The sequence below is a fragment of the Arthrobacter sp. PvP103 genome, from assembly GCF_017833075.1.
Lineage (GTDB): Bacteria > Actinomycetota > Actinomycetes > Actinomycetales > Micrococcaceae > Arthrobacter.
The window spans coordinates 1,936,058-1,960,108 of the sequence record NZ_JAFIBQ010000001.1 but is presented as its reverse complement, the minus strand read 5'-3'; the positions used below and the strand labels follow the sequence as shown (position 1 = coordinate 1,960,108).

General features: G+C 65.4%; 17 protein-coding genes. 8 read left to right on the top strand and 9 right to left on the bottom strand.

Going from position 1 to position 24,051, the window contains the following annotated elements:
- Window positions 1-9: 9 nt before the first annotated feature.
- The gene (locus JOE41_RS08990; RefSeq protein WP_011693552.1) at window positions 10-1,413 is read right to left on the bottom strand and encodes an MFS transporter; all 1,404 of its coding nucleotides are present in this window, start codon (window positions 1,411-1,413) and stop codon (window positions 10-12) included.
- Window positions 1,414-1,836: 423 nt separating this feature from the next.
- Between JOE41_RS08990 and betA the strand changes: the two genes are divergently transcribed.
- The 6 genes from betA (at window position 1,837) to JOE41_RS08960 (ending at window position 11,063) form a co-directional block, all read left to right on the top strand.
- Window positions 1,837-3,540, top strand: a complete 1,704-nt coding sequence (gene betA / locus JOE41_RS08985; RefSeq protein ID WP_209752117.1) for a choline dehydrogenase — start codon at window positions 1,837-1,839, stop codon at window positions 3,538-3,540.
- A 9-nt stretch (window positions 3,541-3,549) separates the two neighbouring features.
- Window positions 3,550-5,058 (top strand): aldehyde dehydrogenase family protein, encoded by a 1,509-nt coding sequence (locus tag JOE41_RS08980; RefSeq protein WP_209752116.1) that lies wholly within the window; start codon window positions 3,550-3,552, stop codon window positions 5,056-5,058.
- Window positions 5,059-5,188: 130 nt separating this feature from the next.
- Window positions 5,189-6,883, top strand: a complete 1,695-nt coding sequence (locus JOE41_RS08975; RefSeq protein ID WP_209752114.1) for an APC family permease — start codon at window positions 5,189-5,191, stop codon at window positions 6,881-6,883.
- A gap of 60 nt (window positions 6,884-6,943) precedes the next feature.
- The gene (locus JOE41_RS08970; RefSeq protein WP_209752113.1) at window positions 6,944-8,086 is read left to right on the top strand and encodes an S-(hydroxymethyl)mycothiol dehydrogenase; all 1,143 of its coding nucleotides are present in this window, start codon (window positions 6,944-6,946) and stop codon (window positions 8,084-8,086) included.
- Window positions 8,083-8,703, top strand: a complete 621-nt coding sequence (locus JOE41_RS08965) for an MBL fold metallo-hydrolase (protein ID WP_209752111.1) — start codon at window positions 8,083-8,085, stop codon at window positions 8,701-8,703. Before JOE41_RS08970 ends, JOE41_RS08965 begins: the two co-directional genes overlap by 4 nt.
- The gene (locus JOE41_RS08960) at window positions 8,700-11,063 is read left to right on the top strand and encodes an FdhF/YdeP family oxidoreductase (RefSeq protein ID WP_209752109.1); all 2,364 of its coding nucleotides are present in this window, start codon (window positions 8,700-8,702) and stop codon (window positions 11,061-11,063) included. Before JOE41_RS08965 ends, JOE41_RS08960 begins: the two co-directional genes overlap by 4 nt.
- Window positions 11,064-11,068: 5 nt before the next feature.
- Here the strand turns inward: JOE41_RS08960 and JOE41_RS08955 are convergent, their stop codons facing one another.
- Window positions 11,069-12,475 carry an alpha-amylase family glycosyl hydrolase gene (locus tag JOE41_RS08955; protein WP_209752107.1) on the bottom strand — a complete coding sequence of 469 codons (1,407 nt, stop codon included), beginning with the start codon at window positions 12,473-12,475 and terminating at the stop codon, window positions 11,069-11,071.
- 166 nt (window positions 12,476-12,641) lie between these two features.
- Here JOE41_RS08955 and JOE41_RS08950 point away from each other — a divergent pair, with 166 nt between their 5' ends.
- A complete protein-coding gene (locus tag JOE41_RS08950; protein ID WP_011693544.1) occupies window positions 12,642-12,929 on the top strand; it encodes a hypothetical protein in 288 nt (95 codons plus the stop codon).
- A 98-nt stretch (window positions 12,930-13,027) separates the two neighbouring features.
- Here JOE41_RS08950 and JOE41_RS08945 read toward each other — a convergent pair whose 3' ends face one another.
- From JOE41_RS08945 to JOE41_RS08925, 5 genes are all read right to left on the bottom strand, one after another.
- Window positions 13,028-15,535, bottom strand: a complete 2,508-nt coding sequence (locus tag JOE41_RS08945) for an FAD-dependent oxidoreductase (protein WP_209752105.1) — start codon at window positions 15,533-15,535, stop codon at window positions 13,028-13,030.
- 37 nt (window positions 15,536-15,572) lie between these two features.
- Entirely contained in the window at window positions 15,573-16,502 is a 930-nt protein-coding gene (purU, locus tag JOE41_RS08940) for a formyltetrahydrofolate deformylase (protein ID WP_011693542.1), read from the bottom strand.
- A 9-nt stretch (window positions 16,503-16,511) separates the two neighbouring features.
- Window positions 16,512-18,428: a BCCT family transporter gene (locus tag JOE41_RS08935; protein ID WP_209752103.1), complete on the bottom strand. Its 1,917-nt coding sequence runs from the start codon at window positions 18,426-18,428 to the stop codon at window positions 16,512-16,514.
- A gap of 260 nt (window positions 18,429-18,688) precedes the next feature.
- Window positions 18,689-20,104 (bottom strand): ferredoxin reductase, encoded by a 1,416-nt coding sequence (locus tag JOE41_RS08930; RefSeq protein WP_209752101.1) that lies wholly within the window; start codon window positions 20,102-20,104, stop codon window positions 18,689-18,691.
- Window positions 20,101-21,405 carry an SRPBCC family protein gene (locus tag JOE41_RS08925; RefSeq protein ID WP_011693539.1) on the bottom strand — a complete coding sequence of 435 codons (1,305 nt, stop codon included), beginning with the start codon at window positions 21,403-21,405 and terminating at the stop codon, window positions 20,101-20,103. Before JOE41_RS08925 ends, JOE41_RS08930 begins: the two co-directional genes overlap by 4 nt.
- Before the next feature lie 156 nt (window positions 21,406-21,561).
- Between JOE41_RS08925 and JOE41_RS08920 the strand changes: the two genes are divergently transcribed.
- Entirely contained in the window at window positions 21,562-22,494 is a 933-nt protein-coding gene (locus JOE41_RS08920; protein WP_209752099.1) for a LysR family transcriptional regulator, read from the top strand.
- A gap of 35 nt (window positions 22,495-22,529) precedes the next feature.
- Here JOE41_RS08920 and JOE41_RS08915 read toward each other — a convergent pair whose 3' ends face one another.
- Both JOE41_RS08915 and JOE41_RS08910 read right to left on the bottom strand, forming a co-directional pair.
- Entirely contained in the window at window positions 22,530-23,339 is an 810-nt protein-coding gene (locus JOE41_RS08915; protein WP_011693537.1) for an IclR family transcriptional regulator, read from the bottom strand.
- A 138-nt stretch (window positions 23,340-23,477) separates the two neighbouring features.
- Complete coding sequence (locus JOE41_RS08910; protein WP_209752097.1) at window positions 23,478-24,050, bottom strand: GNAT family N-acetyltransferase; 573 nt, start codon at window positions 24,048-24,050, stop codon at window positions 23,478-23,480.
- Between the last annotated feature and the right edge of the window lies 1 nt (window position 24,051).

Genomic DNA, 24,051 nt, shown 5'->3' with positions numbered 1-24,051 from the left:
GAAGTTCGGCTATTCGTGGCGCAGCGGTTCTTTGCAGGTTTCCCTGGAGAGCGAAACGGCGATCAGGGAGATCACTGCCGCGGCTACGAGGTACCAGGCCGGTGCCAGATCGCTGGCGGTGGCAGCGATAAGGAGGGTTGCCATGAACGGGGCGGTGCCGCCGAAGAGGGCGTTGGAGAGGTTGAAGCTGACCGCGAAGCCGCTGTAGCGGACACGGGTGGGAAACATTTCGGCTAGGAAGCTGGGGAGCGTGCCGTCGTTGAGGGTGAGCATCGCACCCAGCAGGATCTGGACCAGGATGATGATCAGGAAGTTCCCGGTTCCCAGGAGGGCGAATGCCGGCACCGTCAGCACGATGAAGGCGACGGATGCACTGATGAGCACCTTCTTGCGGCCGTAACGGTCCGAGAGCATTCCGGTAAGGAAGATGAACCCGATGTACGTGACCAACGCGATGGTGGTGGCCAGGAAGGATTCCGTTGCGCCCAGGCCCAGCTCTGAGGACAGATAAGTGGGCATGTAGCTGAGGATCACATAGAAGCCGACGGCGTTCAGCAGCACAGCTCCGACGGCCTGCAGCAGCTGCCGCCAGTGGTTCCGGAACAGGCTGGAAACAGGTGCCTTGACCGCCTCGTCCTCTGCTGCCATTTCGCGGAACACCGGGGTGTCTTCGAGCTTGGTACGGATGTAGCGTCCGATCAGTCCCATCGGGGCAGCCAGCAGGAACGGCAGGCGCCAACCCCAGCTTTGCATTGCGTCGGAACTGAGCAGGACTGTCAGCAGGCCGGCCAGCAGGGAACCAAGGAGCAAGCCTGCTGCGGTGCTCGCAGGAACCACCGCGGCGTAGACGCCCCGCTTGTTGGCGGGGGCGTATTCGACCAGGAACGCCGATGCTCCGGCGTACTCCCCTGAAGCCGAGAAGCCCTGCACGACCCTGATGATCAGCAGCAGGATCGGAGCCCAGATGCCGATCGTGTCGTAGCCCGGAATGAGAGCTATGCAGAAAGTCGCTCCGGACATGATCAGGATCGACAGGGAGAGAGCGGTCCGCCGGCCCACCCTGTCACCGATATGGCCCCAGACGAACCCGCCGAGCGGGCGCACCAGGAATGAAATCGCGAACAGGGCGAAAGTCAGCAGGAGCCCGGTCTGGGGATTCGATTCAGGGAAGAATACCGTCGCGATCGTTACGGCCAGGTAGCCATAGACGGCGTAGTCGAACCATTCGACGAAGTTGCCGATGAAGCTGGCCGCGATGACTCTCCGGCGCGTTTCCCTGCTGACATCGTTGTCAGCAGGTTGGAAATTCTGGCCGCTCAAGGTGCTGCGGCCGGCGCGGCGGCCTTCATGCACGCCATCCTGCTCCGCGCCCAGTCCTCCCGCAAGAGCGGGAGAGGAAGTTTCGTTACTCATGTATCCACCAAATTGTTTGTGGTTGCATTCAGCGCAACGCTGTTGCACTAGATTATGCGTGACCTGTAACACAGTCAATACCTTTGCGTTTCGGAATTGTGAACTTTCCAGCCCCTGAAGTGCTGGGCGAGCGCACTCTGAAAGCGTGATGGAGTGAGGTGGGTTGCGCTGGAAGCGACGCTGTTGCGTTTGAGAACGTCCCGACGGAAGTCCACCGTGATGCCGCGCCGGACCCCCGGGCGTAGTACTCCGGTGACCTATTGACACCCCTTGTGACGGCTGTCATATTTTCCAGTACGCGCTATGTGCATCGTGTTGTGTAATACGCAATTAGCGGAACCCTAATCCGCGGTGTGCAGGCCTGCTTCTCGATCAAGGAACGGCGACGCCGGGTCCTCGCGACGTACAAGGAGACTTTGCAGAATGACAGAGACCAGCTACGACTACGTCATCGTCGGTGGGGGAAGTGCCGGTTCCGTGCTGGCCAACCGCCTGAGCGCAGGGGGCACGCGCAGCGTCCTGGTCCTGGAAGCGGGACGAAGCGACTACCCCTGGGATCTGTTCATCCAGATGCCGGCTGCCCTGACCTTCCCCAGCGGGAATCCTCTCTATGACTGGCGCTACCAGTCGGATCCGGAGCCGCATATGGGGGGACGCCGGGTGGCCCATGCCCGCGGCAAGGTCCTGGGCGGCTCGAGCTCCATCAACGGCATGATCTTCCAGCGTGGAAACCCGCTGGACTACGAACGCTGGGGAGCCGACGACGGGATGGAAACCTGGGATTTCGCGCACTGCCTGCCGTACTTCAACCGGATGGAAAACGCGCTCGCGGCGGATCCGGACGATGACCTCCGCGGCCACTCGGGACCCTTGGTCCTGGAGCGCGGCCCTGCCACCAACCCGCTGTTCCAAGCCTTCTTCAAGGCAGCACAGGAAGCGGGATTCCCGCTGACGGATGACGTGAACGGCTACCGCCAGGAGGGCTTCGCGGCGTTTGACCGGAACGTGCACAAGGGGCAGCGGCTTTCCGCGTCCAGGGCCTACCTGCGCTCCGGGGCCAAACGGCCCAACCTGACGGTCCGCACCCGCGCCCTGGTCACGAAGGTGAACTTCAAAGGCAACGTTGCCACCGGCGTCACCTACCGCCGCAACGGCAGGACGCACCAGGTGAACGCCGGAGAGGTGATCCTGTCCGGCGGCGCCATCAATACCCCCCAGCTGCTGCAGCTTTCCGGCATCGGGGACGCCACCCACCTCAAGTCGCTCGGCATCAAGCCCGTGGTCCACCTTCCCGGTGTGGGCGAGAACCTGCAGGACCACCTTGAGGTCTACATCCAGCACGCCTGCACCCAGCCGGTGTCCATGCAGCCGAACCTTGACCTGTGGCGCTACCCGCTCATCGGCCTCCAATGGCTCCTGGGCCGCAAGGGTCCCGCGGCCACCAACCACTTCGAGGGCGGCGGGTTCGTCCGCTCCAACGATGAGGTGGCATACCCCAACCTGATGTTCCACTTCCTCCCCGTCGCCGTGCGGTACGACGGCCAAAAGGCGGATGCGAAGCACGGCTACCAGGTGCACATCGGCCCCATGTATTCCGACGCCCGCGGCAGCCTCAAGATCACATCCACGGATCCCACCGTGCACCCCTCCATGGTGTTCAACTACCTCTCCACCGACCAGGACCGCCGCGAATGGGTGGAGGCCATCCATATCGCCCGCGACATCCTCGGCCAGTCCGCCATGGGCCCCTTCAACGGCGGGGAGCTTTCCCCTGGCCGGGGTGTCCAGACCGACGCCGAAATCCTGGACTGGGTGGCGCGCGACGCCGAAACAGCCCTGCATCCGTCGTGCACCGCGAAGATGGGGCCGGAATCGGACCCGATGGCCGTGGTCAACCCGCTCGACATGAGCGTGCACGGGGTCAAGGGCCTCCGCGTGGTGGATGCCTCGGCCATGCCGTACGTGACCAACGGCAACATCTACGCCCCGGTGATGATGCTCGCCGAGAAGGCAGCCGACCTGATTGCCGGAACGGCCCCGTTGGCCCCGCAGCATGCCGAGTTCTACCGCCATGGGCACAGCCCGCTGATGCGGGACCAGGCCGCCGCCGCAGCGGCGAAGGGCTAGGGAGGCAACATGACGATCGAAACCCAAGTGGAACTCGCCCGGGGCGTTTATGTCGACGGCGGATGGTCGCCGTCGTCGGGTAGCCGGACCCGGACCATCAGCTGCCCGGCCGACGGAACCGCCATTGCCGTGGTGGCCGAAGGCACCGCGGCCGACGCCGAAGCGGCGGTCGCCAGCGCCCGCAGGGCGTTCGACGACGGCGAGTGGCCCCGAACGCCGGAACGCGAACGGGGTAGGGTTCTCCAGCGGGTCGCCGAGCTGCTGGAACGCGACAAGGCCGACTACGCCAGGGCGGAAGCGCTGGACACAGGGAAGAGGTACGTCGAAGCGGAGTACGACATCGACGACGTCACCGCCTGCTTCCGCTACTACGCCGGCATCGCGGGCACGGACGCGGGCCGGGTGATCGACACCGGAAACCCGGATGCGGTCAGCCGGATCGTGCACATGCCGGTGGGTGTGTGCGGGCTGATAACACCGTGGAACTACCCCCTGCTGCAGGTGTCCTGGAAGGTGGCACCGGCGCTCCTGGCAGGAAACACCTTTGTCCTCAAACCCAGCGAGCTGACACCGTCCACGGCCGTCCTGCTCATGGAGACGCTCCGGGAGGCGGGGGTGCCTGCAGGCGTGGCCAACCTGGTGACCGGCACCGGGCCGGAGGTGGGCGCCGTCCTCAGCACCGATCCGCGGGTGGACCTCGTGTCCTTCACCGGCGGCCTGGCCACCGGGAAGCGCATCATGGCCGCGGCCGCAGGCACGGTAAAACGGGTTGCCCTGGAACTCGGCGGGAAGAACCCCAACATTGTGTTCGCCGACGCCGACCGGGAGGCCGCCGTCGACTTCGCCCTCACCGCCGTATTCCTGCACTCCGGGCAGGTCTGCTCCGCGGGCGCGCGGCTGATCGTCGAGGAGTCCATCCACGAGGAATTCGTGGCCGAGGTGGCCCGCAGGGCCCGCAAGATCCGCCTGGGCGGTCCGTTCGACGAAACGGCCGAGACCGGTCCGCTGATCTCGTTCGCCCACCGGGACAAGGTGCACGCGTACGTCCAGTCGGGGGTGGCCGAAGGGGCGAGGCTGGTGTGCGGGGGGATCATCCCCGGACAGCCGCACCTGGCTGCGGGAAGCTACTACCCGCCCACCATTCTGGACGGCTGCAACAGCACCATGGGCGTGGTGCAGGAGGAATCCTTCGGGCCCGTGCTCACCGTGGAAACCTTCCGGACCGAGGCCGAGGCCATCCGGCTGGCCAACGATACCGTCTACGGCCTGGCCGGCGCAGTGTGGTCCGGTGACGGATCCCGCGCGCAGCGCGTGGCGCAGGCACTGCGGCACGGCACCGTGTGGATCAACGACTACCACCCCTACGTCCCGCAGGCCGAATGGGGCGGCTTCGGGCAGTCCGGCAACGGACGGGAACTTGGAGTGCTCGGCCTGGCGGAGTACCGGGAAACCAAGCACATCTGGCAGAACACCCGGCCGGGTCCCAGCCGCTGGTTCGGCACTTCCACCGAAAGGTAAGGCGCGCCACCAGCCAAGCATCACCTATGGGGAAACCGGTCAGGCGCAGTTTGTGCGCCGGCCGTTGATTACGCCTGCGCCTTCAGGCAGCGGGCCGGCAGCATCGTGCTATTCGAACTTAGGAGCTCAGATGTTAGAACCCACCACATCGGCACCCAGCAAAAGCGCCGACTCAAGCGGCATGGACGAATTCGGCTACGCCCAGACCCTGGACCGCAGCATCGGCAAGTTCGCCAGCTTCGCCGCGGGAGTCAGCTACATCTCCATCCTCACCGGCGTCTTTCAACTGTTCTACTTCGGTTTCTCCATGGCCGGGCCGGCGTACGCCTGGTCCTGGCCCCTCGTCTTCGCCGGCCAGCTGATGGTGGCACTGTGCTTCGCCGAACTGGCAGGCCGCTACCCGGTGGCCGGCTCGGTCTACAACTGGGCCAAGCGGCTTTCCTCCGGGACGTGGGCATGGCTGGCCGGCTGGCTGCTCCTGCTCTCCTCCATGATGGCGCTTGGGGCCGTCGCCCTGGCCCTGCAGCTCACGCTGCCGCAGATCTGGTCCGGCTTCCAGTTCATCGGGGACGGGACCGGTCCGTACGACTTCGCCGTCAACGGCGTGATCCTGGCCAGCATCATGATCGGCATCTCCACCCTCATCAACGCATTCGGCGTGAAGCTGATGACGCGGATCAACAGCATCGGCGTCTTTGTGGAACTGGCCGCGGCCGTGCTGCTCATCCTGGCGCTGGGCTGGCACGTAGTGCGCGGTCCCGAAGTCCTCTTCGAGACCGCCGGTTACGGCGACGACCACCCGCTGGGATTCTTCGGGGTGTTCCTCATCGGCGCCATGGCCTCCGGTTACGTCATGTACGGCTTCGACACTGCGAGTTCCCTTGGCGAGGAGACCAAGGACCCGAAGCGCACCGCCCCCAAAGCAATCCTCCGCGCCGTCACCGCATCGTTCGTGCTCGGTGGCCTGATCCTCCTCGGCGGGCTGCTGGCTGCGCCGGACCTGAACGACCCGAAGGTGGGCGCTGCGGACGGCGGACTGCAGTACGTGGTCCTGTCCGTGCTGGGCGGGCCTTTCGGCAAGGCATTCCTGGTCTGCATCGTGGTGGCTGTCGTGGTCTGCACCCTGGCCGTCCACGCCGCCGCCATCCGGATGATGTTCGCCATGGCGCGGGACAACAACCTGCCCTTTAGCCGCCAGCTCAGCAAAGTGGATCCGGCCCGCAAGACGCCCACTGTTGCCGCCATCGTCATCGGCATCCTGGCCGTCGTCCCGCTGATCGTCAACATCACGCAGCCGGCAATTTTCACCATCATGTCCAGCATCAGCATCGTCCTGATCTACCTGTCCTACCTGCTGGTCACGGTGCCGATGCTGCGGAATCGGCTGCAGAAGAAATGGCCGCTGGCTGAAGACGACACCGAACCCGGCTTCAGCCTGGGCAAATGGGGGATGCCGGTAAATATCCTCGCCGTACTGTGGGGCGGTGCCATGACCCTCAACCTGATCTGGCCGCGCCCGGAGATCTACAACTCCGTGCCGCCGTTCGAGTGGTACCTCCAGTGGGGCGGCGTCATCTTCGTCGGTGCAGTCGCGATTGGCGGGGCGTTGCTCTACCGTCTGAGGATCAGGCACCGCACGGGCGTCCTGGCGGAGCACGCCGCAGTGCCCGCCGCAGCCCGGGCAGTAGCGCACGCCGCCGTCCCGGGCCCGGGCCCGGGCCCGGATCAGGTCCGGGTTTCGGGCGCCGGCCAAGGCCCCGGCCAGGGCGCCGATCAGGGCCTTGAGCCGCTGGAAGAAGATTTGGAACCGCAACGAGTCAGCTAGATTGGCAATGGGTGCCGTTGCCAGCGAGCCCCCCGGGCTCAGGAAAGGAACACAAGAATCATGGTTCACAAAGTAAAAGCCGTTGTCGTCAAGGAGAAGAACGCTCCGGTTTCGCTGGAGACCATCCTGGTGCCGGACCCGGGGCCGGGTGAAGCACTGGTGGACATCCTCACGTGCGGGGTGTGCCACACGGACCTGCACTACAAGCAGGGCGGTATCGGTGAGGACTTCCCCTACCTGCTGGGCCACGAGGCTACCGGCGTGGTCAGCGCGGTGGGACCGGACGTCACCGGAGTGGCTCCCGGCGACCGCGTGATCCTGAACTGGCGCGCCGTGTGCGGAGAATGCCGCGCCTGCGCCAAGGGCCAGCCGCAGTACTGCTTCAACACGCACAACGCGACGCAGAAGATGACGCTGGAGGACGGCACTGAGCTCTCGCCCGCGCTGGGCATCGGTGCTTTTGCGGAGACGACGCTCGTTGCCGCCGGGCAGTGCACCAAAGTTGACGACGACGCTGATCCCGCCGCCGTCGGGCTGCTCGGCTGCGGCGTGATGGCAGGCATTGGCGCCGCGATCAACACCGGTGAGGTCAAGCGCGGCGAATCCGTTGCCGTGATCGGCTGCGGCGGCGTGGGCATTGCCGCCATCGCGGGGGCCAAGCTGGCCGGCGCCACCACCATCATCGCGGTGGACATCGACGCCAACAAGGTGGAAATGGCCAAGTCCCTGGGCGCCACCCACGGAGTGGACTCCAGCAAGGAAGATCCCGTCGAAGCCATCCGGGCCCTCACCGGCGGCAACGGCGCCGACGTCGTGATTGAAGCGGTGGGCCGCCCCGAGACATACAAGCAGGCGTTCTACGCCCGCGACCTCGCCGGCCGCGTGGTGCTGGTGGGTGTTCCGACGCCGGACATGAAGCTTGAGCTGCCGCTGCTGGATGTTTTTGGCCGCGGCGGATCCCTGAAGTCCTCCTGGTACGGCGATTGCCTGCCCTCCCGCGATTTCCCCATGCTGGTGCAGCATTACAAGCTGGGCAACCTGGACCTGGACGCGTTCGTGACCGAACGCATCACCATCGACCAGGTGGAAGAGGCGTTCGCCAAGATGCACGAGGGCAAGGTGCTGCGTTCCGTGGTCGAAATCCACCCGTCCGCCGAAACCGTCACTGCCGCTGAGACTGCCCCGGAAGCGGCCGCCGTATGAGCGTGACCATCGAGAACCTGGTCACCTCGGGCACGTTTTCGCTCGATGGCGGCACCTGGGATGTGGACAACAACGTCTGGATCGTGGGAAACAACGACGAATGCGTGATCATCGACTCCCCGCATGATGCGGAGGCCATCATCGGCCAGGTCCGCGGCCGGAAGGTCCTGGCCATCCTGCTGACGCACGCGCACAACGACCACATCGGCGCGGCACGTGCCGTGGCCGAGGCCGTGGGCGCCCCGATCTACCTGCACCCTGACGACCTGGTGCTGTGGGACCAGGTCTATCCCGACATCAAACCGGACCGCTACCTCGCGGACGGCGATGTGTTCCGGGTAGGCGGGGCAACCCTGCGCGCCCTCCACACCCCGGGCCACTCGCCCGGGTCCACGTGTTTCCAGCTCGAGGAGGAGGGGACGGTGTTTTCCGGGGACACGCTGTTCAACGGCGGCCCGGGCGCCACGGGCAGGTCCTACAGCGACTACCCGACCATCCTCGCCTCCATCCGCGAACGGCTGCTGACCATGCCCGCCGCCACGGTGGTCCGCACCGGCCACGGCGACAACACCACCATCGGGGCCGAGCGCGAGACGCTGGCCAAGGTGGACCAATGAAACCTCCCAGGTTCGGCAGGCAGCCGGCCCCGGTTGCGGACATCAACGAGGACGAGCTTGAAGTCCACCCGCCGAAGAGGGAAGCGGCCGGCGTCAAGGCTGTGATGGTTGCGCTTGAACGCGCCGTGGCGCAGGCCGGGGTGTCCCGGACGGCCCATTCGCTGCTCCGGCTGAACCAGCGTGGCGGCTTTGACTGCCCCGGCTGCGCCTGGCCTGAATCGGACAAGAAACGCAAGACGGCGGAGTTCTGCGAGAACGGCGCCAAAGCCGTGGCCGAGGAGAACACCCTGCGCACGGTCGGCGCCGAATTCTGGGCCCGGCATTCCATCGCCGAACTGTCAGGGAAAACGGAGTACTGGCTGGGCAACCAGGGCCGGCTCAGCGAACCCGTGGTGATCCGCGAGGGCGAGACGCATTACTCGCCGATCTCCTGGGCGGACGCGTTCGAGCTGATCGGTGAACACATCCGGGCCAGCACGCCGGACCGCTGCGTCTTCTACACCTCGGGGCGCACCGCGAACGAGACCGCGTTTATGTACCAGTTGTTCGCGCGGGCCCTGGGCACCAACAACCTGCCGGACTGCTCGAACATGTGCCACGAATCGTCGGGATCAGCGCTGAACCCGACCATCGGCATCGGCAAGGGGACCGTCTCCCTGGATGACATCCACGACTCCGAGCTCATCTTCGTGGTGGGGCAGAACCCCGGCACCAACCACCCCCGGATGCTCTCGGCGCTGAAGGAATGCAAGGACAAGGGCGGCAAGGTGGTGGCAGTGAACCCGCTGCCGGAGGCCGGCCTGTTCAACTTCAAGGACCCGCAGACCGTCTCCGGCGTGGTGGGGCACGGAACACCGCTGGCGGACGAGTACCTGCAGATCAAGGTGGGCGGGGACCTGGCACTGTTCCAGGCCCTCGGCCACCTGCTCCTGGCGGAGGAAGAGCGGAACCCGGGCACCGTCGTCGACCGGTCCTTCATCGACGCGCAGACGGACGGCTTCGACGCCTACCGCGACGCCCGCCGCGAACTGGACTGGGCGGAGACCGAGAAGGCCACGGGCCTGGCCCGGAAGCAGATCGAGGACGTGGCCGGGATGCTGGTCCGGTCCAAGGCCACGATCTTCTGCTGGGCGCTGGGCGTCACGCAGCAGCCCCACTCGGTGGACACCATCAAGGAAATGGTCAACGTCCTGCTCCTGCAGGGCAACTTCGGCAAGCCCGGCGCCGGCGCCTGCCCGGTCCGCGGACACTCCAACGTCCAGGGCGACCGGACCATGGGCATCTGGGAGAAGCCGAAGGAATGGCTCCTGGAAGCACTGGACAAGGAGTTCAAGATCCAGTCACCGCGCGGCCACGGCTACGACGCCGTGGAAGCGATGGAGGCCTTCGAACGCGACGACGTGGACGTCTTCGTGTCCATGGGCGGCAACTTCTCCCTGGCCTGCTCCGACACCGCGACCTTGGAAGCCGGGATGCAGCGCATCGGCCTGACAGTGCACGTGTCCACCAAGCCGAACCGGTCCCACGTGGTGCACGGGCGCACCTCGCTCATCCTGCCCACGCTGGGCCGGACGGACAAGGACGACAAGCACCCGGGCGGTGCCCAGTTCCTGTCCGTGGAGGATTCCATGTCCGTGGTCCACTCCACGCAGGGCAGGCTCCACCCGGTCTCCGACCACCTTCTCGCCGAGCCGGTGATCATCGCCCGGATGGCAGACGCCACCTTCGGCGAGGACCACCCGGTGGACTGGAAGGCCATGGCCGCGGACTACGACGTGGTCCGGGACCACATCTCCCGCGTCATCCCGGGCTTCCAGGACTTCAACGAGCGGATCCGGACCAGGAACGGCTTTGTGCTGCCCAACCCGCCACGGGACACCCGGTCCTTCAAGACGGACATCGGCCGCGGACGTTTCACGGTCAGCCCGCTGGAGTACCTGACCCCGCCCGAGGGCCACCTGGTCCTCCAGACCATCCGCAGCCACGACCAGTACAACACCACGTTCTACGGCGTGGATGACCGGTACCGCGGCATCTCGGACGGCCGCCGGGTGATCCTGGTGCATCCGGAGGACCTGGCCGAACTCGGCTTCAAGGACCGGGACCTGGTGGACGTGGTGAGCACATTCCGCGGGAACGACCGGCAGGCGGACAAGTTCCGGCTGGTGGCCTACCCGACGGCCAAGGGCTGCGCCGCGGCGTACTTCCCCGAGGCCAACGCCCTGGTCCACAAGGAAAACGTGGCCCGTGAATCCAACACCCCCGGGTTCAAGGCCATGTTCGTCCGCTTCGTGCCGCACCCCGCGGAAACAACGCCGCACCCTGAAGGCGCGGCAGCCCGGCCGGCGTCGGTCGGCTAAAGCAGCTAGCTGTTCCCGAGCACTGCCCACCCGTAACCGGGCAGGCCCACGGCATCCCGATCCGGATGCCGGTGGGCCCGCCCGGCCAGGAGGCCGCCTGACCCGGACGGTACGGGCAGGTCCGCCGGCGTGCCGGAAAGGTTCAGCGCGACTGTCAGCGCGGCGCTTGCGCCGCCCTCCTCTGTGCTACCTGCTGCTGCCTTACCGTTGCCGCGGACCTGGTAAACGAGGTGTTCGTTGCTGAGCGTCAGGACCGTGGTGCGGGCCCGGTGCAGCCAGGCATGCCGCCGTCGGAGGCTGATCAGTTCCTGGTGCAGGTGGTAGACGGACCAGCCGTCCTCCGCCAGTTCTGCGGGCCCCGCGGGGAACGCCGGACGGACGGCGTCATCTCCGCCGGCCCGGTCCTCCTTGACGCCGCGGAAAGCCTGCTCGTCTCCGTAGTAGATGCAGGGCGTCCCGCCCACGGTCAGGAGGACTGTGAGCGCAAGCGCCAGCTGGTCCGGGTTCGTCAGCTTGCTGGCCAGGCGGGTGACGTCGTGGTTGCCCACGAACGTGAGCGGCACGAACGTGTCCAGGAACCCGTTGTGCCGCTCGAGCGCGGATGCGAGTTCGTAGAAGTTGGCATCGTTGAGTGAACTCCAGACGGCCTTCCACAGTTCGTACTGCGTGACCGAGTCGAGCGTGCTCCGCTCCACCTCCTCGGCGAAGTCGCCGTGGATGTACTCGCCCACGAAATAGGAGTCCGGATACTCGCGGCGCACCTCAGCCAGCACCGGGGCCCAGAACGACGCCGGCACAGCGTACGCCGCGTCCAGCCGCCAGCCGTCCGCTCCCCGGCCTAGCCAGTGCTTCATCACGTCCGTGACCAGGGCGGCAACTGCCGGTTCGTCGTGGTTGAGCGCCACCAGGTGATGATGGCCCTCAAAATCCTCGTAGCCCGGTTCGGTCCCCGGCGCCCATCCGGACTCCGGCCACCGCAGGCGGAACCAGGAGGCTGCAGGAGACCCGGGACCGTCCGTGAGCACACCCTGGAACGCCCCGAAGCTGCGCCCCACGTGGTTGAAGACGCCATCCAGCAGGACTTTCAGTCCGCGGGCGTGGCACTGGGCGATGAGCTCGTCAAAGTCCGCGTCATCGCCCAGCCGGGGATCGATCCTGAAGTAGTCCGTGGTGTCATAGCCGTGGGTTTCCGAGGCGAAGACGGGCCCCAGCGCGAGCCCGGACGCGCCGAGTTCCAGCACGTAGTCAAGCCAGGGAACCAGCTGCCCCAGCCGATGGGCCACAGTCTGGCCCGGCGCCTCGGACGTCGGCGCCTTGGACGCCCGCTCAGCGGCAGCCTGCTCCGCGCCGACAAAGCCGATCGGGTAGACCTGCCACCAGATTGCGTGTTTTACCCAGTCCGGTTCCGTCATGGAGATCCACCTTTCATCAGCTTCCCAACATACTCGGTCGGCTCCCTGGCCGGACCTTGAGCCAATCCTTGCACTTCTTTGAGCCGACGCTGAGCTACGTTCGCCACACTCGAAGGGAAGGGTCAGGTAAGAGTCAGTCTGCGCACCGGGGATGGTGAAGGTCCGCATGGAAAGAATTCAAATCGGGGAGAAACTGCTGGGTGAAGCCCTGGCCCGGGCCGCCGTCGGACTCGTGCGGGAAGCCCCCGGATACAAGAGGCGCGCGGTCCACTACATGAAGCACGCCTGGAAGGTCTACGCCCTTTCCCGTGCCCTGGCCAAGGCGCTCGAAGACTCGTGGGAGGCCTCCAGCTGGCCCGGCGACCGGCTCCAGGTGGGCACCCGGATGTCCCGCCGGGTGGAACTGATCACCCGGCGCCTGCAGCGCGAGACGGATGCATACGCGGCAGGCTAGGAACCTTTTCCGCGAGCCCTCCTGCCCGTTTTAAACCGAGAACGACGGCGACACACCGGCTTTACCGGTGTGTCGCCGTCGTTCCGGCGAAAGAGAACCTAGCCGCGCAGCCGCTCCATGCCTGGGTCGAACAGCGGTTCGGCTGAGACGGTGGCCGCGATGCGCCGGCCGAAATACTCAACCTCCACGGCGTCGCCCTCGCATACTGCGGCAGGCAGCCAGGCGTAGGCAAGGGGCTTGCGGATCGAGTAGCCGTAGGCGGCGCTGGTGACATAGCCGGCGGCCTCGCCGTTGACGTACACCGGTTCCTTGCCCAGGACCAGGGACGTGCCGTCGTCCACGGTCAGGCAGCGCAGCACTTTGTCCAGCGGCTGCTCCTTCCGCGCGGCCAGGGCCTCGCAGCCCACGAAGCCCGTCTTGTCCTTGGCAATCGAGAAGCCCAGGCCGGCCTGGTACGGGTGGTGCTCCGAGGTCATGTCCGTTCCCCACAGCCGGTAGCCCTTCTCGAGCCGCATGCTGTTGAACGCGCCGCGCCCCGCGGCGATGATGCCGTGTTCCTGGCCTGCCTCGAACAGCAGGTCCCACAGTTTCAGCCCGTATTCGGCGGTGGTGTACAGCTCCCAGCCGAGCTCGCCGACGTAGGAGAGCCGCATGGCCGTGACGGGGATCCCGCCCACCGAGATTTCCTTGGTGCGGAAGTACTTCAGGCCGTCGTTGGAGAGGTCGTCCGTGCTGAGCTTGCCGATCACTTCACGCGCCAGCGGCCCCCACAGCCCGATGCAGCAGGTGCTGCCGGTGATGTCCGAGACGTGGACCCACTGCGCCGGATCCGCGGCTGACTGCTTCCTGGCCTCGACCCGGAGGTAGTCGAAGTCCACGTTGCTGTTCACGCCAAGCTGGAACTGTTCCTCAGCGAGCCGGGCGACGGTCACGTCGCTGCGGATGCCCCCGTCGTGCTCCAGCAGCAGGCAGTACGTGACGGCGCCGGGCTTCTTGGCGATGTTGCCGGTGCTGAGCCGGTGCAGCAGAGCCTGGGCCCCAGGCCCCACAACGGCCAGCCGCTTCAGCGGCGTCATGTCGTAAAGCCCGACGGCGGTACGCGTCTTCCACGCTTCGGCCGCCGAAATGGGGGAGTAGAACATGGCGGACCACTCGTCGCGCTCCGGCGCCTGCCATTCTGCGGGAAGCTCCTCGAGCAGGACGCGGTTGGCCTCGAACCAGTGCGGCCGCTCCCAGCCGGCGGACTCCAGGAAGAATGCACCCAGCTCCTTCTGCCGGACGTTGAACGGGCTGACCCGAAGGTCCCGGGGGGATTCCTTGGGCTGCAACGGGTGCAGCACGTCGTAGATTTCCACGAAGTTCTGCTGGGACGTTTCGCTGACGTACGCGTCGCTGGTCTGGACTTTCTCAAAGCGGGTGAGCTCGCAGCCGTGCAGGTCGGTGCGGGAACGGCCCTCGACGAGCAGCTCCGCCATTGCCTTGGCCACGCCGGCCGAGTGCGTGACCCAGACGGCTTCGGCCACGAACAGGCCTTCGAGGTCGGGCGCCTCGCCCATGAGCGGGCCGCCGTCAGGGGTGAAGGAGAAGATGCCGTTGAAGCCGTCCTGGATCTCGGAGCTACGCAGTGCCGGCAGCAGGTCCTGGCTGTCCTCCCAAGCGGGCAGGAAGTCTTCCAGGGTGAACTCCAGGCGGGAGGGCATGCGGTGGTCCGACATTTCCTCTGCGGAGACCTTCGGCAGGGCGGACATGTCTACCGGCATGGGTCGGTGGGCGTAGCTGCCGATGCCGATGCGGTCGCCCCATTCGCGGTAGTACAGGTCCTTGTCCTGGTAGCGCAGGATGGGCTTGCTGGCGCCCTTGGGGAGCTCGTTGACGCCCTCGACTTCGGGCAGCGGGGTGCTGATGGCGTACTGGTGGGCCAGCGGCAGCAACGGGACTTCCAGGCCCGCCATCTTGCCGAGTTCACGGCCCCAGAAACCTGCGCATGACACCACGATGTCCGCCGGGATCACGCCGTCGGCCGTTTCGACGCCGGTGACCTTACCGCCGGTCTGTTCTATGCCGGTCACGGCGGTGGAGCCGAGGTAGGTCACGCCGCGCTCGCGGGAACGCTCGATCAGCAGCTGCACGGCACGGGCAGCCAGGGCCAGCCCGTCCGTGGGGATGAGCAGGCCGCCCAGGACCTCGCGGCCGCCGGTGAGCTTACCGGTGTTCAACAGTGGGTAGATCTTTTCGCATTCATCAGCGTCGATGATCCGGCTTTCGACTCCCCAGGAGGTCATCACCCCCATCTTGCGCTTGAGGTCGGCCAGGCGCTCGGGGGTGGTTGCCAGTTCCAGGCCGCCTACCTGGTTGAAGCAGGACTCCCCGTCCTTGCTCAGGGAGAGGAACTTGTTGACCGTGTAGGTGGCGAATTCGGTCATGGTCCGTGACGGGTTGTTCTGGAACACCAGGCCCGGCGCGTGCGACGTGGAGCCGCCGGCAAGTTCCAGCGGGCCCTGTTCCACCACCGTGATGTTGGTCCAGCCGCGGGTGGCGAGTTCGTCGGCAAGGTTGGTTCCGACAATGCCGGCGCCGATAATGACAACGCGTGGTGATGCGCTCATGGGTTGTTTCTCCTGTTTTGCGTAAGAGGCGTTGGCGTTAGCGGAAGACGACGGTGCGGGTGTTGTTGAGCAGGACCCGGTGCTGGCAGTGCCACTTAACTGCACGGGACAGTGCCTGGGATTCGGCGTCCCTGCCTACCGTGACCAGTGCGTTCGGGTCCAGGCTGTGGTCCACCCGGAACACTTCCTGCTCGATGATCGGGCCCTCGTCCAGGTCTGCGGTGACGTAGTGCGCGGTGGCTCCGATGAGCTTCACGCCGCGGTCATAGGCCTGGTGGTAAGGCTTGGCACCCTTGAACCCGGGCAGGAAAGAATGGTGGATGTTGATGGCACGGCCGCGGAGGCTGGCGCACAGGTCGTTGGACAGGACCTGCATGTAGCGTGCAAGGACCACCAGGTCAGCGTTGTACTCGGCCACCAGTTCCAGCAGGCGCGCTTCAGCTTCGGGCTTGGTAGCGGCCGTTACCGGGACGTGGATGAACTGCAGGCCGGCGGCTTCCGCCATGGGGCGAAGGTCCTCGTGATTGGACACCACGACGGCGATCTCCGCACCCAGGCTGCCGGCGCGCCAGCGGAAGATGAGGTCGTTGAGGCAGTGGCCGAACTTTGAAACCATCACCAGCAGGCGCTGGGGGCGGCCATCGTGGATGGCGAATTCCATGTCGAACTCTTCGGCGATGGCGGCGAACTCCGCGCTGAGGCCTTCCGCGGAAACTTCCTTGTCTCCCGGAGTGAAGGCCGTGCGCAGGTAGAGCTTGCCGCTGATGTGGTCATCGAACTGCTGGTGCTCAACAATGTCGAAGCCGCGATCAGCGAGGAATGCCGTGATGGCCCGGACGATTCCGGGGCGCTCCGGGCACGCAAGGGTAAGGACATACTGTACGGTGTCGGTGCCGCGGACGCCGGCAACGTCGCCGGCCTCCACCGTCGCGTTACCGGTGGGGCGGCCTTCGAGGACTGTGGTCATGGTCTACTCCTAATTCTTTGCGGGGGCTTGGGTGTCAGCGGGGGAAGCCGCGCAGCGGCCGTCGTCCGGACAGCGCTGATCACATTGATGTTTGGTAACGAGATCGAACTGGACGCCGCCGTGTTGGTCCACGCCGCTGCGAATGGCGCGCTCCACTACCGAGTCCGCCAGTCGGCGCCGGAGGGACAGCGGATCCCGGCGCAGGTCCTTGACCAGGGCGAAGCACAGCAGCAGCATGACCAGCACAAACGGCAGGGCCGCCACGATGGTGATCCGCTGCAGGCCGGAGAGCGCCTCCGAGGGTTCATCGCCGCCGGCCAGCATCATGACGGCGGCTACTGCGCCGGTGAGCAGGCCCCAGAAGATGACCAGGCCGCGCTTCGGGTCGGAGGACCCGTTGGAGCTCAGGGATGCCATGATGATCGATGCGGAATCGGCTCCGGTGATGAAGAAGATGGCCACCAGGACCATGGCGAGAACCACCACTGCTGCGGTGAGCCAGGCAGGCATGGACATGTTCCGGACGAGGTCGAACAGGGCGCCGTCGAAGTCGATGGACGGTGACCCGCTGGCCATGGACACCAGTCCGGGGGTACCCGCCTTGTCCGCTTCCTCCTGGACGTGGAACGCAGTGCCGCCGAAGATACCGAACCAGATGACGCTGACGATGCTGGGGACCAGCAGGACGCCGGTGACGAACTGGCGGATGGTGCGGCCGCGGCTGATGCGGGCGATGAACATGCCCACAAACGGCGTCCACGATACCCACCAGGCCCAGTAGAAGATGGTCCAGCCGGACATCCAGGTCCGGAGCGCCTCGTCGCCCACGGCTTCGGTGCGGGAGGACATCTCGGCCAGGTCCCTGGCGTAGTCACCGACTGCTGCGGGAATGAGGTTGAGGATGAACAGTGTGGGCCCGGCGAGGAAAACGATGAGCGCCAGGATCACGGCCAGGACCATGTTGATGTTGGACAGCCACTGGATGCCGCGGCTGATGCCGGACACCGCCGAGGCCACGAAGCAGGCTGTCAGGACGGCAACGATGGCCACCAGGATGGGTGTTCCCACTTCCCCGATCCAGCCGTTCGACGTCAGGCCGCTGCCGATCTGGAGGGCGCCGAGGCCCAGGGAAGCGGCCGTGCCGAAGAGCGTGGCGAAGATCGCCAGGATGTTGATGAACTTGCCCACCGGCCCTTCCACCGTCCTGATGCCGAACAGCGACGTGAACGCTGCCGAGATCAGCTGGCGGCGGCCCAGGCGGTAGGTGCCGTAGGCCATGGCAATGCCGACGACGGCGTACATCGCCCAGGGGTGCAGGGTCCAGTGGAAGATGGAGGTTGCCATGGCCGTCTGGATGGCTGCCGGCGTCCGTCCGTCCACCGTTCCCGGCGGAGGGGAGATGTAGTGGTACAGCGGCTCGGCCACACCGTAGAACATCAGGCCGATGCCCATGCCGGCCGCAAACATCATGGCAATCCATGACACGGTCCGGAACTCGGGCTTCTCGCCGTCCTTGCCGAGGGGAATGTTGCCCCACTTGCCCAGGGCCAGCCAGAGCACAAAAACAACGAACAGCGAGGCCAGGACCATAAAGAGCCAGCCGGTGTACTCCATTACCCAGTCGAGGGCGGCTGTTGACGTGGCGGCCAGGCTGTCCCGGCCCAGGAAGCCCCACGCCACGAAGGCCAGGGCCAGGACCCCGGTGATGCCGAAGGTGGCCTTGTCGAGGGTGAGTTTGCGGTTCCGCCGCTCTGCCACAGCCTGCTCGGCTTTGGTCTGGCGGAGTTCCTGCATGATCTGTTCGGTGTCCTCGGCATCGTGTGAATCGTGGGAGGAAGGAGAGTTCTCGGACGCAGGAACGAGCTTGGGCTCCTCCAGCTCAACGGGGGGGTGGGCATCCGTGCGGATGTCGCTGTTCAAAGCCATGTCAAGTCCTTTGGTTTGAATTCATGGGCTGAAGCTGTACTCCGGTGTCCCCAAACCGGGCGGAAGATCGGGGCCTTCCTGGCATTCATTGTTCAAGGTCAGCTTTGCTTGCATCGCGGCAGTTGTTCCGTAAAGAGCAACACGTCTCGCCATAAGCAACAGCGTGGCCCGTATCACAGTCACGTGTCAAGGTTTTTCTGAAGTCTTAAGCCCTATTTCAGGCAATCCGGCTGCGCCTTGACGGTGGGCCGGGGCAGGGGCTAGGCATCGATAACCAGGTCCGTCTGCGCCGTGGAGCAGCAGGGCAGGAACTTGCCCGCCGAGATTTCCCGCGCCCGGATCCCTCCCTGGTGGTTCATCTCGATCTCCCCTGAAAGCTTGACGACCTTGCAGGAGCCGCACATGCCTTCCTTGCAGTTCGCGCCAATCCTGACGCCCGCACGCTGGGCCACCTCGAGGATGCGCTCGGTGGGATCGATCCGGACATTGATGCCGGTACGCATGAAGGACATGGTGAGGCTGCCTGTCCCCACCGTGCCGAAGCTCGAGGCGTCAGGGGAACCGGCTTCCGGCTCCAGGCCCGGGCTGTCGACGGCGGGGTCGGAGCCGGGTGCCTCCGGGCCGCTGATTTCCAGCGGCAGACCCGAGGCCTGCAGAGTCCCGTCGGCGTCGTAGCCAGGCTCGTAGAGCCCGAATGCGGCGGGCTGGCTTTCAAAGTAGTCCTCGGCGGATTCGGCGATCTCCTCGGCGATCTCCTCCGCGACGTCGGCTGCAAGTGCCACCTCCGCCTGGTATTCAAGGAGCGTCTGGCGGTCTCCCGAGAAGAACTCCATGTATATGGAAGTGTCATCGACGCCGACCTTTTGGAGGAGCTCGGTGGCGGTGTTCAGGTAACCCTCGGGACCGCATGCGTACACCTGGCGGCCGTTGGCATCAGGGGCCACCTCCTCGAGCATGGCCGCCGTCAGCCTTCCGCTGAGCCCTTCCCACCCCTCCGGTACGCTGCGGTCGCCCAGGGAGTAGTGGACCTTGACGCGCGAGTCCACGGAGGCGATATAGGCCAGTTCCCGGTGGAAGGCAAAGCCTCCAGCATCCGAGCCGTGGTAGAGCACCACAACATCGGCGTGTCCGGGCAGGGAGTGGATGGTCCGCACCATGGACATGATGGGGGTGATGCCTGCGCCGGCAGCAAGCAGGAGATACCGTGCCCGTCGGTCGGCATCGGGCAGGTGGAATGCTCCCACCGGTCCCAGCATCTCAAGAACGGTGCCGGGTTTGACGTTCTCGTGCACCCAGGGTGAGACCAATCCCGTGGGGTCGCACTTGACGGTAATGCTGAAAGTCCACGGCTCGGTGGGCGAACTGGACAGCGAGTAGCTGCGGTCCACCGGTTCCTGGTCCTCGCCATTCACGGGAAATGCGACGTTCACGTACTGGCCGGCACGGAACGCCAGGGGTGCACCGTCGCATCGGCGGAACACGAAGGTCATCATGGCGCCGGCCTCGGGAACGGTCTCGACGCATTCGGCCATGAACTCCTGCGGATGCCATGGGCCCAACGCCCGGGCTGCCCGTGCGGGTGCCTCGGGGCTTCCCATCACCCTGTTCCACGGCATCTCAAGACCGCGAATACGCTGTGGTTCCTGGATTGCCGTTTCGGTGAGGAGTTCAATCATGCCAAGTGCTCCTGCACGCGCTGCACGTACCAGTTGATGAATGCCTCGACCTGGTATTCGCTCTTCATGTACGGACCGGGCTCGTAGGCGGGACTGCCGGCACCCTGCTGGCACAGCTCCACGAACGCCTTGTCCTGCAGGTTCGTTTGCTTCCAGGTGTAGGTGAGCTTCTCCAGGTCGTAGTCGACGCCTTCCACGGCGTCGTCAGCCACCAACCAGGTGGTGCGTACGAGGCTCTGGTGTTCGTTGATGGGAAAGACGCCGAACGTGATCACGTGGTCGCCGAGGAAATGGAACCAGCTGTTGGGCTGCAGGTGCATCGAGCAGCGGCCAAGGCGGAAGTCGGGCAAATCACCCAGCAGCTTCTTGGAAAGCCTCCGCCCGTCCGCGGAGAACGACTCACCCTCTCCATCGAGTGATTCCCGTGAGATACGGATTCCCGCGATACGCGTGTCAAGCTGCTCGACCACCTCGTAGGGAAGGCCGTAGCGGCGGCAACGCTCCTCGAGGGAGGACTGAGCCTCCTTGTTCCGGTTCCACACTTCCTCAAGATGGGGCGGGATCAGGCCCTCCGTCAGGCCCCAGGTGGGGAAGAGGGAGCAGGCGAGCTCAGGGTGGCCGTCGCAGTGGTAGCACTCACGGTTGTTCTCCATGACGAGCTTCCAGTTGCCCTCTTCGATGATGTTCTGCTGGTAGGCGATTTTTGTCTTCGAGAGATCGTGGGGCGCCAGGTAGGGCTCAAAGATCTTTGCGGTTTCGTCGAAGTCCGTCGGCGCATCATCGGCAATGCAGACGAAGATGAGTCCGGCGACTTCGCGGCCGTGGGCGCGTTTGAGGCCGAAGCAGCTCTTGTCGAACTTCGTTTCCCCCGGCGCGGAGGCATGGATCAAATTACCCTCCGGGGAGTAGGTCCAGGAGTGGTAGCCGCAGACCAGGTTTCCGGTTGACCCGGCAGCTTCGGTGAGAACGCGGGCGCCGCGGTGGCGGCATACGTTGTGCAGGACGTTCACGGCGCCGTCGTCGTTGCGCAGCACAATCAGGGAGTAGGGCCCGTAGTCGACGGTGACGTAGTCGCCCGGCTCCGGCAGTTCGGCGGTGCTCGCGGCAAAGATCCAGTGCTGGCCGAAAATGGCCTCCATGTCGATGTTGAAGATCGAGCGATCGGTGTAGAAGGGCGCATCGAGGGAGTAGCCGGTGCGCCGGAACTCAAACAGCGCGGTAATTTCTGCCAGCTGCTCGGCCGGCAAGGATGCAGCGAGTTTTCCGCGTGAATTGAGGGGGACGTTCACTGAAGCAGTCATGGGTTTCCTCCCGGGAGGCATGGGTAGTGGGTGTTGCGGCGGCCATGCGTGGGCGGGTGCTAACGGCCGGTCGAAGTACTTGTAATGATGAGATTAGGGTCACGGGAGCTGCAACAAAAGCGCGTGATTTTGAAGATAACCATGCAGAATAGATGCATGATCGATCCACGGCTCATAACACTTCGGGTGTTTGCCCGGTGCGGCACTATTGGCGCAACCGCGGAGCTCACGGGTTATTCTCCCTCCGCTGTCTCCGCGCAATTGCGGGAGCTCCAGCGCGTGCTTGGAATGCAGCTGCTGACGAAGGACGGCCGGGGTGTGCGTCTTACCGCCACGGGACGCTTTCTCGTGGCGGGCTCGGACACCCTCATCGCGGAATGGGAGAGCCTGCGCGCCGAGGCCATGGAGGCCGGTGACCAGGTGCAGTCCCGTTTTGGGCTTGGGGGATTCTCCACGGCGGCCGCCCAGTTGCTCGCGCCGCTGGCTGCCACCCTGCGTTCAACCCGCCCCCTGCTGGAGGTGCAGGTTCTTGAGGCTGATCCGGCCCGCTGCTTCGACTTGTTGATTGCGGAACGAATCGACCTTGCAGTCATTGTCGCCATGCAGTCCGACAGTTATGGTGAGGACGATCCGCGCTTCGAGCAGAGAGTTCTGCTCGACGATCCGCTGGACGTCATCATTCCCGGTGACCATCCGCTGGCATCACGGGAAACAGCGACGCTTGAAGAACTGGCATCGGAACCATGGATCACGGAGGCAGTCGGTTCCACCTACCATTCCCTGTTCACCGCGGCGTTCACGGCAGTCGGGGTGACACCGAGGATTGCCCACGAGGCCGTTGAATGGGAAACCCAGATCGCGTTCGTGGGTGCGGGGCTGGGCGTCGGCCTGCTGCCCCGGCTGGCGCCTTTGCATGGTGCCGAAAACGTGGTTCGGCTACGCATCACCGGTAGGGCGAAACCCACGCGCCGCATTGTCGCCGCGGTGCGCAGGGGCAGCATCGCCTCACCCCTGATCCAGGAGTCGCTCGGCATCCTCCAGGTCAATGCCAATCGGATCCTCACCGCCCGGCCCGAAGTGGACCCCTGAGCGCTGCCGGCGTGGGGCGTCCTGGACCTGATGCCTTAGCGGCGGGTGTAGCCCATTCTTGCGCTGATCTGCAGTCCCGCCTCTTTCAGCGCCTCAAGGAGTCCCGGTGCCTTTTCGGGATCAAAACGGAAGGCAGGCCCGGAGATGCTGACCGCACCGATCACAGCACCCATGTGGTTGTACACCGGCACGGACATCGAGTTGAGGCCGATTTCGAACTCTTCGCGGACCACGCCGTAGCCGTCGCGGGCGACGTCGAGGAGCTGGGTTTCGAGCGCCTTCCGGTTGGTGATGGTCCGGGGCGTCCGGGCCGGGAGGCCGGTCTCTTTCAGGATGCGGTCCCGGTCGTCCGCGGACAGCGCCGCCAGGAGGACTTTGCCGCTCGAAGTCGCATGGAGCGGGGTCAGGCTGCCCACCCAGTCGTAGGTGGCAAGCGTTGACGGTCCCATGGCCTGGTCCACGTTGACGGCGTAGTTGGAGCGCAGGACGGCCAGGTTCACCGTCTCCTTGAATTCCTCGGCCAGCCCTTCCAGTACAGGGCGGGCTTCACGGACCAGGCTGAGCCGTCCGGGGATGGAGCTCGCCAGCCTCAGGATGCCGAAGCCCAGCTGGTACTTTCCGCGCTCGCTGTTCTGGTGGACCATTTCACGGCTCACCAGCGAGCCCAGCAGCCGGGACACGGTGGACTTGTGGATGCCCATCTCCTCGGCGATTTCACTCACGCCCGCATGGCCGTCCCGGGCCAGGATCTCCAGGACTGCCATTGCCCGGTCCACTGACTGGACGCCGCCGTGCTGGCCCGAGTCCGCGTCGACGTCGGATTCGGGGTCGTTCTTCGAAGCCATGATCCATACCCTTAAGTAGTTTCTGCGGCTTGCTTACCCGCCACAAGGCCGCTTAGAGCGTCCTCTCGGTTAGTTCCACACTTTCGATCCTATGCCGAGACGGGTGCGTCAGGCGGCATTGCGTTAAGCGCGGGGTCGTCACGACAGGTCCAGGCGCATCAGCACCCGGGGGAAGCCGTTAAGCACGGAGTCGGTGTCCGCGGCCTTGGTGAAACCGGCCTCCTCGAAGAGCTTGCGCGTGCCGACGTAGGCCATGGTGATGTCCACCTTCCGGCCCTGGTTATCGACCGGATAGCCTTCGATTGCCTGAGCGCCGTGGCTGCGGGCGAAGTCGATGGCGCCCTGCAGCAGGTGATGGGAAATCCCCTTGCCTCGATGCCCGGGCCGCACCCGGATGCACCACACCGACCACACGTCGACATCGTCTACGTGGGGGATCTTACGGTTACGGGCGAAGCTGGTATCGGCGCGCGGATGGACAGCGGCCCAGCCCACCACCTCGTCGCCGTCGTACGCGAGCACCCCGGGCGGCGGGTCCTGCCGGACCAACTCCTTGACGACTTCGCCGCGCTCAGGGCCGCGCAACGCCAGGTTCTGTTTGGAGGGGATGCGATAGCTCAAGCACCAGCACACGGTCGCATCCGGCCGCTTGGGGCCCACCACCGCCTTCACGTCCTCGAAGCAGGTCGCCGGACGGACTTCGATGGCCACG